Source organism: Bacillus sp. z33 (assembly GCF_058313615.1).
In genome coordinates, this window is record NZ_JBZFQN010000002.1 from 288,022 (window position 1) to 301,045 (window position 13,024).

Consider the following 13,024-nt stretch of genomic DNA (forward strand, 5'->3'; position numbering starts at 1 on the left):
AACGCGGGCATACGTCCTGTCATACTGCACCTTTTCCTACAGGAGGCTTAAAAGTCCATTCGGGTATACTTGGTTGTTTGTTCACAGCGACCACAAACTCTCTGAAAACCTTGTACTACCTTACTACTCTTTGTCATAGCCTTTAATAAATATTAAGTAATGATATTCTACTTAAACCGGCTGTAAATTGCAACTATCCAAAGAAAATTATTGAACAAATAAATGTAAAGACACAGGAAAAGATTCCTGAATAAAGTAACGGACTGGTCCAGGAGAAGGTAAGTACCTCCATATTTGGGCCTTGTTGATCGGATTCACCTTCAAGTTCCGAAAGGTATTCTTCTTTTTTTGAATTTATTTTCCAAAATTTCTTAAAGGAGTAGGAGAAGATTGAGAAAAAGCCTCCACCAATAACGTATAAAATTGCACCGGCACATACATAGACTAGGCCAATCAAGAAGTATGCATCAATAAAGGCAAGCAAAAAATGATTTTGTAAAAATGAATAGATAATAGAAATCATAAGGCCAAGACCACTTAATAATAAAAATTTTGCTTGTAAAGATCGCATGTCTTTCCTCCGATTTATATGGTTTTTTTGATGTATTTAAATATTATATTAATTTTTTTTATTTTTAAAGTTGAAAGTTTATTCTAAAAATTTTATTATATTCATAACGTTTCAATTTTTTAGTGTTACATTGCTTTTAGTTAAATTTTCAGAAAAAATAAAATTATTTTTATTTAATAGGATATTTTACCCATTCCTGTTATATCAAGGGTTTTTGTTGGTTATTGTCTTTTAAATGACATAAGTTCGTAAACAAAATGTAAAAAAAAGATTGCAAAAAATTCTGAAACGTTTTATGATTGGTAACGAAATCTTCTGAAAATTTTGGAAGAGATAAAAAAAGAATAGGGAGGTCATTTACTAGTATGAAAGCAAAAAAAATCTCATTATTTCTCGTAATGATTCTTGCTTTAAGCACATTCTTGGCAGCTTGTTCCGGCGGAGACAAAGAAACAAACAGCAAAGAAAAGGGCAATGGCAAGAAAGAGGTAGAACAAGTTCTTAACTTGGTAGAAACTTCTGAAATACCGTCTATGGACACTGTAAAAGCAACTGACTCTGTTTCTTTCAACGTCATGAACAATACTATGGAAGGTTTATACCGTCTAACTGAGGGAGATAAAGTTGTTCCTGGTGTTGCTGAGGGTGATCCAACAGTAAGTGAAGATGGTAAAACTTTTACGATTAAACTTCGCCAAGATGCAAAATGGTCAAATGGCGATCCTGTAACAGCTCATGATTTCGTTTATGCTTGGCAAAGAGCTTTAAATCCAAAAACTGCTGCAGAATATGCATACATGTTGTATGTAATTGAGAATGCTGAAGAAATCAATTCTGGTAAAAAGAAATTAGAAGAATTAGGTGCTAAAGCAACTGATGATTATACTATTGAAATTAAATTAAAAAATGCTATCCCATATTTCCAATCTCTTCTTTCTTTCGGAACATTTATGCCACAAAATCAAAAGTTTGTTGAAGCACAGGGCGAAAAATTTGGTCTTGAAGCAGATACAACACTATACAATGGACCATTCACTTTATCTGAGTGGAAACATGAAGAAAGCTTCACATTATCTAAAAATGATCAATACTGGGATAAAGATACTGTAAAACTAGAAAAAATTAATTTTAAAATCGTAAAAGATACAAATACAGCCGTAAACTTATATGATACTGGAAAAATTGATCGTGTAGGTTTGACTGCTGAAAACGTTGATAACTATAAAGATAGCGAAGAATTCGGTACGGAAAAAGATACTTCTGTATACTTCATCCGTTTTAACCAAAAGAACAAAACATTAGCAAATGTTAATATCCGTAAGGCAATTGATATGGCATATGACAAAAAAGCTTTTGTTGATACAATCTTAAACAATGGATCTGTGCCTGCGTACTACTTAGTACCAAGTGACTTTGTTAAAGGTCCGGATGGTAAGGACTTCCGTGATACTAATGGCGATATGAACGTTACGAATAAAGAGGAAGCTAAAAAACTTTGGGAACAAGGTTTGAAAGAACTTGGCGAGTCAAAAGTTACGCTTGAATTGCTAAACTATGATGGTGACTCTGCTAAGAAAACTGGTGAGTATATCAAAGAACAACTTGAAACTGCTCTTCCAGGTCTTACAGTTGACCTTAAACAACAACCATTCAAACAAAAACTTGATCTAGAATCTAAAGGTGATTATGACTTCTCTTATGCGGGTTGGGGTCCAGATTATCAAGATCCAATGACTTTCATCGATATGTTCATAACAGGCGGAGCTCATAACCAAATGGAGTATAGCAATCCTGAGTATGACAAATTGGTTAAAGAAGCTGGAACTACTCTATTGAGTGATCTGCCAAAACGTTGGGAAGCTCTTCAAAAAGCAGAGAAAATTCTAATTGAACAAGATGCGGCGATCAGCCCACTTTACCAACGAGGACTTTCCTTCTTAATGAAAGATAAAGTTAAAAACCTATACAACCACGCATTTGGTGGGGATTACAGCTACAAGTGGGTATCAATCGAGGAATAATAGCTCGTGTGCCTGAATGGGAGAGTGTATGCCTGAAATGGCATGTACTCTCCTTTTCCCTAGTTATAGGATAAAATTCAGAATAATAAATAATTTTAGTAAAATGAAAAAGGGGGGCTATTAATGCTGCGATATACATTACAACGGATTCTCTACATGATTATTACCTTATTTGTTATTACAACTGCTACCTTTTTCTTGATGAAAATGCTGCCGGGATCCCCGCTGAAAAATCAGGAAAAGCTAACTGCTGAACAAAAAGAGATTATTTATGAAAAATACGGATTGAATGACCCGGTACCAAAGCAGTATGTCATATATATGACAAACTTAGTTAAAGGGGACTTAGGTACTTCCTTTCAATATGACAACAGACCTGTTACTGAATTAATAGCTACACGTATACCAAGTTCTGCCCATTTAGGTTTGCAGGCTTTAATTTTTGGAACAATTGTTGGCCTAATGCTAGGAATAGCTGCTGCACTGCGTCATAACACATGGATAGATTATGGTGCCACTGTTATTGCTGTCCTGGGTGTTTCGATTCCTTCCTTCGTTTTTGCTGCATTTTTACAGTATTTCTTTGCTGTTAAGTTTGAAATCTTCCCGGTTGCTTTCTGGGATGGATTCGAATATACGATTTTGCCAACATTGGCACTTTCAGCAGGGGTTATTGCTAGTATCGCGCGTTTTATGAGATCTGAAATGCTGGAGGTTATGGGATCCGATTATATTACTCTTGCAAAGGCAAAGGGTATATCAAACACAGGTGTAGTATTTAAGCATGGTATCAGAAATGCATTGATTCCTATTATTACGATTCTTGGACCAATGGCTGTCAATATTATGACAGGAACATTAATAATTGAAAGAATCTTTGCAATTCCTGGATTAGGGGAGCAATTTGTTAACTCTATTAATATGAATGATTACCCGACCATTATGGGTACCACAATTTTCTACAGTGCTTTATTTATTATTGTAATTTTCTTGGTGGACATCATGTATGGAATTGTTGATCCTCGTATCCGCCTTGCTGGGGGGAAAAAATAATGGAAAATAATCTAAAAAACGAAAAGATTTCTCCCGATTTGTTTAAGGTAGTCGGACCAGAAACTCATGAATCAGAAAAAATCGATCGTCCCAGCCTGACATTTTGGCATGATGCATGGAGACGTTTAGTTAAAAATAAAGGGGCGCTTTTCGGACTTGTCATGGTTATTATTTTCATCTTACTAGCCACTTTTGGTCCGATGATGTCCGGATACACATATAAGCAGCAAGATATAACGAATTCTAAACTGCCTCCTCGTGTACAAGGATTAGAAAGCATCAGTTGGCTTCCATTCGATGGTACAGATAAGAATGGTGTTAATGTCTATGAGAAAAATGGCATTGAAGATAAATATCATTGGTTTGGCACGGACGATCTTGGACGTGACCAATGGACAAGGGTTTGGTACGGTGCAAGAATTTCCTTATACATTGCTATTTTGGCAGCCGTAATTGAATTCTTCATTGGCATTACCTATGGTGGAATCTCAGGATTCTTTGGAGGTCGAATAGATGCTGTCATGCAGCGTATTATTGAAGTTCTTGTTGGTATTCCATACCTAATAGTTGTTATTTTAATGATTCTGATTTTTGAAAAACCCGGAGTGCTTTCGATTACACTCGCTATGGTTATAACCGGCTGGATTGGAATGGCCCGGATGGTACGGGGACAATTTTTGAAATTAAGGGATCAAGAGTATGTATTAGCATCGAAAACTCTTGGTGCTTCAAATAGAAGCTTAATTTTCAGACATCTACTGCCAAACGTATTAGGACCTATTATTGTTACATCCATGTTTACAATTCCGAGTGCCATTTTCACTGAAGCATTCTTAAGTTTTATCGGTTTAGGAATCGCTGCACCCGAAGCATCTTTAGGTTCATTGGTAAATGACGGTTTTAGATATTTAAAATCATATCCATATTTATTGATCATTCCATCCTTGGCTATTAGTATCTTAATCTTAAGTTTTAACTTACTGGCTGATGGTCTTCGTGATGCACTTGATCCAAAAATGCGGAAATAGTAGGGAAGGAGAATACTAATGGAAAAATTACTTGAGGTTAAAAATTTACATGTCTCCTTCGATACCTATGGTGGTGAGGTTAAAGCTGTACGTGGAGTTAGTTTTGACCTGTTTAAAGGGGAAACACTGGCTATCGTTGGAGAATCCGGTTCCGGAAAATCTGTAACAACAAAGGCGTTAATGAGATTAATTCCGAACCCTCCAGGGCGTATAAAAGAGGGGCAGATTCTTTTTGGAGATAACCGTGACCTTGTAAAAATGACTGAAAAAGAAATGCAGCATATCCGCGGTAAAGAAATGTCAATGATTTTCCAGGATCCGATGACATCTTTAAACCCAACGATGAAAGTCGGAAAGCAAATAATGGAGGGCTTAATCAAGCATCAAAATTTAAGCAAAGCCACTGCTCGTGAAAGAGCAATTGAGCTTTTAAGACTGGTAGGAATCGCTCAGCCTGAAATCCGTATGAACCAATATCCTCACCAATTTTCAGGTGGAATGAGGCAGCGTGTTGTGGTAGCGATTGCGCTTTCTTGTAATCCAAAAGTATTGATTGCCGATGAGCCAACTACAGCCCTTGATGTGACTATTCAGGCCCAAATACTTGAATTAATGAAGGATTTACAAAATAAAATTGATACGTCCATTATTTTTATTACACATGATTTGGGCGTTGTTGCAAATGTGGCAGACCGTGTAGCAGTTATGTATGGAGGTCAAATTGTTGAGACAGGAACTGTGGATGAAATATTCTATGATCCGCGCCATCCATACACATGGGGCCTTTTATCCTCTATGCCGAGCTTAGACAATAGCGGGGATGTGGAATTAATAGCTATTCCTGGTACTCCTCCGGACTTAATTAATCCGCCGAAGGGCTGCCCATTTGCACCAAGGAATCCATATGCGTTGGCAATTGATTATGATCAGGAGCCGCCAATGTTCCAGATTTCAGATACTCATTTTGCAAAAACTTGGCTCCTGCATCCGGATGCACCAAAAGTGACGCCGCCGGAGCTTGTCCAACAGCGTATTCGCCATATGGCCTCCAATTTCGAGAAACCTGTACAAGTAGGGGGGGTTAATTAATATGGCTACGAAAGAAAAAATTATCGAAGTCAAAGGACTTAAACAATATTTTAATGTCGATAAACCTAATATGGTTAAAGCTGTAGACGGAGTATCATTTGATATTTATAAAGGTGAGACCTTTGGTCTTGTGGGAGAATCAGGTTGTGGTAAATCAACAACAGGGAGATCCATTATCCGTCTTTATGATTTGAGTGGTGGAGAAGTCCTTTTTAAAGGAAAAAACGTTCACGGCAAAAAATCAGGTAAAGAGCTAAAGGGATTTAACCGTGGCATGCAAATGATCTTCCAGGATCCTTATGCTTCATTAAATCCTCGTATGACTGTAGCGGATATTATTGCGGAAGGGATTGATATACACGGATTAGCGAAAAATAAAGAAGAACGCATGAAACGTGTATATGATCTTCTCGAAACGGTTGGGCTTAACCGTGAGCATGCGAATCGTTATCCGCATGAATTCTCTGGTGGACAGCGTCAAAGGATTGGAATTGCCCGTGCTCTTGCAGTGGATCCTGAATTTATTATTGCTGATGAGCCAATTTCAGCATTGGATGTATCCATTCAGGCTCAGGTTGTTAATCTTTTAAGAAAGCTTCAAAAAGAAAAGGGATTAACTTATCTGTTCATCGCTCATGATTTGTCTATGGTTAAATACATCAGTGATCGTATTGGTGTTATGTATTATGGTAAATTGGTTGAGGTAGCAGATAGTGAAGATTTATATAAAAATCCAATGCACCCATATACCCAATCTCTGCTCTCTGCTATTCCGCTTCCGGATCCTGAAAGTGAGCGAACGCGCAGAAGAAAAGCTTATAATCCAGAAGTTCATAATTATACTGAGAATGAAGAGTTAGAAATGCGTGAAGTGGCTCCAGGACATCATGTGTTATGTTCATTAAAGGAACTAGAGCAATATAAGAAATTTTATATTAAATAAGTTCCGGTTAATGAATTATGAATTTTATTGGAATGCTAACAAAAAGGTTATCCTTAATGGATAACCTTTTTGGTTTATATTAGGAAGTAAAGTGAAATGAGAGGTTTTTTCATAGTAATTGGAGGTATAATGATATTGATACGAAGGAGTGATGTGGGGAATGAAAATGGTAAAAAAAATGACAGTGTTTTTGTCCATTCTATTAATTGGAGCGCTTTATTCAGAAGTAGCTTATGCTGCTACACCTCAAAAAGAGTTTAGTTTGCATAGCGGACAGAAAATTGTTCTGGAAAATAAAGAACTTCCTGATGGAATGAACCGGTTTATGAAGAAATCAAATTTTTTATTTACATATCCGGATGCAGTTCGCGGCATTTATGTAACAGGTAATTCTGCAGGTGGCAGTAAGTATAATGAGCTGGCAAAATTAGTAGACTCTACTGATTTAAATGCCATGGTTATAGATATTAAAGATGACCGCGGCAATTTAACTTATAAACCAGATGCCTCTAAACCTTATGCAAAGGCCGGAGTGAACTTAATTAAGGATCCGGAAAAATTATTGAAGGATATGGAAAAAAGAGAGATATATCCTATCGCGAGAATAACGGTATTTAAGGATAGCTATTTGGCAAATAAAAAACCTGAATGGTCCTTCATGGACGGAAAAGAAGTATGGAAAAATGGCAGAGGGGAATCATTTGTTAACCCATTTGTGAAAGAAGTCTGGGACTATAATGTAGAAATTGCGAAAGAAGCAGCTGAAATGGGGTTCCAAGAAATTCAGTTTGATTACGTTCGCTTCCCAGAAGGATTTGAGACGCGCGATAAAGAATTGAAATATTCAGTGGGTAATTATGGAGATAAAGCGGTAGACAATGTACAGCACCGTGTAAATGCTGTTACGGACTTTGTAGAGTATGCTAAGAGTGAATTGGAGCCATATGGAGTAAAAGTATCTGTTGATATCTTTGGTTATTCTGCGACTCTACCAGAGGCACCAGGTATTGGACAAAACTTTTCAAAGATATCTGAGCATGTTGATGTCATTTCCTCTATGATTTATCCAAGTCACTGGACATCGTACTTTGGAATATCAAAACCTGATTTAGAGCCATATAAGCTTGTAAAAGAATATGCAAAACTCGAAAATAAAAAATTAAGCAGTTTAGAGAATCCGCCCATTTCAAGACCTTGGATACAGGATTTTACAGCTCCGTGGTTAGGGAACGGAAATTATAAGACATACGGAAAGCAAGAAGTAGAGGATCAAATTCGAGCCTTGAATGAGGAAGGAATCAATGAATTTTTATTATGGAACGCAGGAAACCGCTATACATCCGGAGTTAATTATAAGCAATAAATCAAATTCATACAGATAAAAAGAATTGGCCAAAAATGTACTGCACCCAATTGTTAGACACATCTTACAATTGGGTGCAGTTTTTTATGGCTAAATATAGTGAGGAATAAGCTGCTTATGATTGTGAAAGAGTATCACGATGGAAATATAGGATAGGATCTCTTGTCTAAGGAACATTAGAGGGTCACATCAAAAGCCAATTCTTTTTAATTGCATTTATAGGAAATAGACAAGCAATGATGAGAGTAACCGTTAGAGAATCTATCTCTGTTTTGCGATTTAATATTGAGAGATTAAGTGAGTGATGTCTGAAGATGAATAGCTATTTAATGGATAGAAGAAATAGCTTTTTAATATTTAGATAAAGTACTTGAATAATTCATTATCCGGATAATACAGTTTTTAGATCACTTTGTAATACCGATATAGCTTTTAGTGAATGCGTAGCGAAATTGAGGACAATATGATATTTTTCTCATAAAAAAGTAATGTTAGTGTTTGCCTTCTTTGTTTCCTTTGCCTCCAACCTTCTTAAAACCGGCTGTGGAACGGCTGGATTGGATTACGTATTTAGAACGTTGACGCCTTCCAAAAATCAGATTTCCGATACCGTTTGTTAAGGGACCCATAAAAGCGGTCAGACCAATAATCAAACAGGCCACTAAAATAAAATCTGTGATATATTCGCTCATTTTGATTCTCCTTCCAATATTTCATGAGTGTAAAGTTCTTTACAATTCTATTGTAATAGATTAATAAGTGTCGAAAAAGGGAAAATGTACCTTGATTGTTGATTTTATTCGTATTATTTTAATTCATTATATTAAGTGAGAGTTTCCCCTCATAAAGATGATAGACTCATTTGAATGATCCAAGAGAAGCTTAATGTTCGATATAGTAGATTAAAAGAGACAGCAAAAGAACGCTTCCCATGAAAGGGATACAGAAATAGATAGACAAGGAGAAGATGCATCGTATGAGTTGGTATCAAAAATTATGTGAATATTTTCCGCAAGAGGAAATGAAATCAGAAGAACATATAAACATGCTGCTAAATCACAGCAAAAAAGATTATTTCCTTGATGAAGGAAAAAGTCATATTCTATTATATGCAGAAAGAGAGAATTTTATCTTTGTAGATTATTTATATGTAATGAGTAATTCCAGAGGGAATGGAACAGGCAAAAAGGTTTTGGAGAAATTGAAATCGAAGGGTAAACTAATATTTTTAGAGGTAGAGCCTGCAGATGAGACAGAAGAAGATTCAGAGAGAAGACTACGTTTCTATAAACGGGAAGGATTTAAGCATGCAAACACTGTCTCTTACATCAAAAATTCTCTTGCCACAAATGAAGATGTGGAATTAGAACTATTATATTGGAGTCCGGAACCAGATGCCGTTATGGATCAAGAAGTATTAAGAGCAATGCAGGAAGTGTATAGTGAATTGCATACGTATAAAGATGAAGAATTATATGGCGGTAAATATAGACCAACTGAGAAAGCACTGAAAATAAAGGAAGATAAATCAGATATTTTAAAAGGAATTACAAGTTGAATTTTTAATTTTCAACTTGTTTTTCTTTTTTTTAAGAGGTTTAACAGCTTTGCTCTCGGGTATATAAATAGTAGATTATATAGGATTGTACAGGTATAGGTCAAATGATATAGAACAAAAGAATGGATTAATATAACATTTATTTCATTTATAGGATATTGACTTTAATATTTAGTAAATACGGAAACATTTTCTAAAAAATCTCTACACATTCCAGAATTTATCATGTATAATAATTTATATATTTCTTAATTATAATTATTATAATTTAAGTCGTAACATAAAGCATTGTAAAATGTTAAATATATAGCTTAATCGGGATAAGGGAACTTTAAGAATAGGGAGAGTGACAGGGAATGGTTACACTTTACACATCACCTAGCTGTACGTCATGTAGAAAAGCAAAAGCATGGTTAGAAGAACATGATATTCCATATAAAGAACGAAATATTTTTTCTGAATCATTAAGTCTAGATGAAATCAAAGAGATCTTACGTATGACTGAGGATGGTACCGATGAAATCATATCAACACGCTCAAAAACTTTTCAGAAGTTAAATGTAAATCTTGATAATTTACCATTACAGGAATTGTTTAATATCATCCAACAAAATCCCGGCTTATTAAGAAGACCAATTATCATTGATGAGAAACGTCTGCAAGTTGGTTATAATGAAGATGAAATCAGACGATTTTTACCTCGTAAAGTAAGAACATTTCAACTACGGGAAGCACAGCGCTTAGTCAATTAGTTTTTAATGATTAATAAACGATTAATAAACCCCCTGCCTGGACAGCAAGGGGTTTTTTAGTGTATCTTAAATTATTAGACATAATTATTTTATGAAATATAGGCTTTTTGTTTCCCACTATTCTTTATTTGTCATAAAATAAAACTACCACCTGCTTTATAAATAGTACATCCATGATTAACAATTTTTAAAACAGGGAAAAGATATAACAACCTAGTTTGGGGGTATATCCCTTCAATTACCTCAAACCAGAAGGGAGAGAGTGAATCATGGAAATCGAACGCATTAATGAGAATACTGTAAAATTCTACATTTCATATGGAGATATTGAAAAGCGAGGCTTCGATCGAGAAGAAATCTGGTATAATCGTGATCGAAGTGAGGAACTTTTCTGGGAAATGATGGATGAAGTGCATGAAGAAGAGGATTTTACTGTCGAAGGCCCACTTTGGATTCAGATTCAAGCTCTTGAAAAAGGGTTGGAGATTTTAGTCACTAGAGCCCATTTATCCAAGGATGGTCATAAATTCGATTTGCCAATTGATGATCCCGCCAATTCTGTTGATGTGAAAATAGAATCCATGCTTGAAGAGCATTTTCAAACTAATCACGCGATAGAAGAGCAAATAGCAGAGGATGAGACATTGGAGTTTGTCCTTTCATTCAAAGACTTTGAAGATGTCATTGCGTTAAGTAAAACAAATGGAATCCAAGGAGTTATGACTAAACTGTTCTCCTTTGAAAATATATATTATTTGTATGTTGAATTCCCGGACGGAGATTTTGCAGAAGAGGAAATTGATAATATGCTATCAATTTTACTTGAATATGCAGATGAGTCTGTGGTAACGATTCATAGGCTCGAAGAATATGGCAAAGTGATTATACCTAATGATGTAATCTCAACTGTAAGTCAATACTTTGCATAGTTTACATTCATTGAAGGCTGATTTCCTGAAGGAAGTCGGCTTTTTTGTAGGTTCGTTTTTATGAACCCTTACACAAAGAGAACATTTTTTGGTAATAATGGATAATGCCGATAAGGTATTTGAGTCAATAGATCAATTATGGGGTATAGATAATGGAAGTTTTGCTAGGAAATGGATAGGTGGGGATTATGAAGAATTTTATTAATGTTCTTTTGTTTATCGCAATTTTAGGAGTAATTGGTTTGGTATATGGGGAAAATTACAATGGAAATTATATTCATTATGGAAGTATACTGTTTACTTTATCTGTTTTTTTCATTGCATTTGTTATTTTTATGGAAAATCGACATCCTACACAGACGGTTACATGGTTGATTGTGTTAGGAGCATTCCCTGTAGTAGGTTTTTTCTTTTATCTGTTATTCGGAAGAAATTTTAGGAAAGAAAAAATCTTTAAAAAGAAATATTTTTTAGATAAGCAAAAGTATATGGATATAACCGGAGAAAAAGAAAAAAAATTACTGGAGATTGCTGATGAGAATCAGGATTATAAGCAATTATTCAATCTTGCTGAACAAATTGGAAACACACCAATCTCTTTATCTACTGAAACCAGAGTCCTTACAAATGGAAGAGAAACGTTTAATGCCATTAAAGAAGCATTAATGCAAGCTAAAGATCACATACATATAGAGTATTATATTGTACGCCACGATACATTGGGGAATGAAATTAAAGACATATTGATTAATAAAGCAAAAAACGGTGTGAAAGTACGATTTCTCTATGATGCTGTTGGTTCATGGACTCTTTCCGGTAAATATCTGAATGAAATGAGAAAATGGGGGATCGAGGTAGTAGCATTTGGCCCTGTAAGGCTGCCCTTTTTAAATAATAAATTCAACTTTAGAAATCATCGTAAAATCGTTGTGGTTGATGGTAATATTGGATTTGTTGGCGGATTAAATATCGGAGATGAATACCTGGGCAAAGATGAAAACTATGGATTTTGGCGTGATACTCATTTGATGTTAAATGGAGAAGGCGTCCGCAGTTTGCAATTAATTTTTATGCAGGATTGGTATTACATGACCAATCATAGCTTTTTGACAGATGAGTATCTGGCACCCATGCAAACAGATGGTGAAAAAAGGCATGGAGGAGTGCAAATTATTGCGGGGGGGCCGGATAATGAACACAGCATTATTAAAAATATCTTCTTTTCTATGATCGTTTCAGCAAAAAAGTCAGTATGGATCGCTTCTCCCTATTTTATCCCGGATGAAGATATATTTTCTGCTTTAAAAATTGCTGCATTAAGCGGCGTAGATGTTCGATTATTAGTGCCAAGCAATCCAGATAAAAGAATTGTATTCCATGCTTCCAGATCCTATTATCCGGATTTGTTGGAAGCAGGAGTGAAAGTTTATGAATATCGAGAAGGATTCATGCATTCAAAAATCATCATAGTTGATAGTGAGCTTGCCTCTATAGGTACTTCGAATATGGATATGAGAAGCTTCCATTTAAATTTTGAAGTAAATGCTTTTCTCTATAAAACTGAAAGTGTACAAACATTGGTTAATGATTATTTACATGATTTATTGGTTTCTAATGAGCTGCATATAGACATCTTTAAGGAACGTAATTTTGGCATGAGAATGTTGGAATCATTATCAAGATTGTTATCCCCAATGCTGTAATTTTTGAATCAATC

The 13,024-nt window shown here is 35.3% G+C and carries 12 protein-coding genes and 1 other annotated feature (1 of these 13 cut by a window edge); of the genes, 10 read left to right on the forward strand and 2 right to left on the reverse strand.

The annotated features are described in order from the left end of the window. Positions 1 to 146: a binding site (T-box leader), on the reverse strand (it extends 95 nt beyond the left edge of the window). Positions 147 to 193: 47 nt separating this feature from the next. Continuing rightward, on the reverse strand, positions 194 to 571 hold the full coding sequence (locus tag AC4G3L_RS08510; protein WP_491076530.1) for a DUF3899 domain-containing protein: 378 nt from the start codon (positions 569 to 571) through the stop codon (positions 194 to 196). 365 nt (positions 572 to 936) lie between these two features. Here AC4G3L_RS08510 and AC4G3L_RS08515 point away from each other — a divergent pair, with 365 nt between their 5' ends. From AC4G3L_RS08515 to AC4G3L_RS08540, 6 genes are all read left to right on the forward strand, one after another. After that, a complete protein-coding gene (locus AC4G3L_RS08515; protein WP_491076531.1) occupies positions 937 to 2,592 on the forward strand; it encodes a peptide ABC transporter substrate-binding protein in 1,656 nt (551 codons plus the stop codon). 123 nt (positions 2,593 to 2,715) lie between these two features. Continuing rightward, complete coding sequence (opp3b, locus tag AC4G3L_RS08520; protein WP_491076532.1) at positions 2,716 to 3,645, forward strand: oligopeptide ABC transporter permease; 930 nt, start codon at positions 2,716 to 2,718, stop codon at positions 3,643 to 3,645. Beyond that, on the forward strand, positions 3,645 to 4,673 hold the full coding sequence (opp3C, locus tag AC4G3L_RS08525; protein WP_491076533.1) for an oligopeptide ABC transporter permease: 1,029 nt from the start codon (positions 3,645 to 3,647) through the stop codon (positions 4,671 to 4,673). The genes opp3b and opp3C overlap by 1 nt, the downstream gene beginning before the upstream one ends. 18 nt (positions 4,674 to 4,691) lie before the next feature. Continuing rightward, positions 4,692 to 5,762, forward strand: coding sequence for an ABC transporter ATP-binding protein (locus tag AC4G3L_RS08530; RefSeq protein WP_491076534.1), 1,071 nt, complete (start codon positions 4,692 to 4,694; stop codon positions 5,760 to 5,762). A 1-nt stretch (position 5,763) separates the two neighbouring features. Beyond that, positions 5,764 to 6,705 (forward strand): ABC transporter ATP-binding protein, encoded by a 942-nt coding sequence (locus AC4G3L_RS08535; RefSeq protein ID WP_491076535.1) that lies wholly within the window; start codon positions 5,764 to 5,766, stop codon positions 6,703 to 6,705. 178 nt (positions 6,706 to 6,883) lie between these two features. Then, positions 6,884 to 8,068: a putative glycoside hydrolase gene (locus tag AC4G3L_RS08540; RefSeq protein WP_491077172.1), complete on the forward strand. Its 1,185-nt coding sequence runs from the start codon at positions 6,884 to 6,886 to the stop codon at positions 8,066 to 8,068. 491 nt (positions 8,069 to 8,559) lie between these two features. Here AC4G3L_RS08540 and AC4G3L_RS08545 read toward each other — a convergent pair whose 3' ends face one another. Continuing rightward, a complete protein-coding gene (locus AC4G3L_RS08545; protein ID WP_491076536.1) occupies positions 8,560 to 8,760 on the reverse strand; it encodes a hypothetical protein in 201 nt (66 codons plus the stop codon). A 284-nt stretch (positions 8,761 to 9,044) separates the two neighbouring features. On the opposite strand from AC4G3L_RS08545, the gene AC4G3L_RS08550 reads away from it, so the two are divergent. From AC4G3L_RS08550 to cls, 4 genes are all read left to right on the forward strand, one after another. Beyond that, the gene (locus AC4G3L_RS08550; protein WP_491076537.1) at positions 9,045 to 9,626 is read left to right on the forward strand and encodes an N-acetyltransferase; all 582 of its coding nucleotides are present in this window, start codon (positions 9,045 to 9,047) and stop codon (positions 9,624 to 9,626) included. A 356-nt stretch (positions 9,627 to 9,982) separates the two neighbouring features. Next, positions 9,983 to 10,378 (forward strand): transcriptional regulator SpxA, encoded by a 396-nt coding sequence (spxA, locus tag AC4G3L_RS08555; protein WP_066101447.1) that lies wholly within the window; start codon positions 9,983 to 9,985, stop codon positions 10,376 to 10,378. A 269-nt stretch (positions 10,379 to 10,647) separates the two neighbouring features. Next, entirely contained in the window at positions 10,648 to 11,307 is a 660-nt protein-coding gene (gene mecA / locus AC4G3L_RS08560) for an adaptor protein MecA (protein WP_491076538.1), read from the forward strand. Positions 11,308 to 11,495: 188 nt separating this feature from the next. Further along, entirely contained in the window at positions 11,496 to 13,010 is a 1,515-nt protein-coding gene (gene cls, locus AC4G3L_RS08565; protein ID WP_491076539.1) for a cardiolipin synthase, read from the forward strand. Positions 13,011 to 13,024 lie beyond the last annotated feature (14 nt).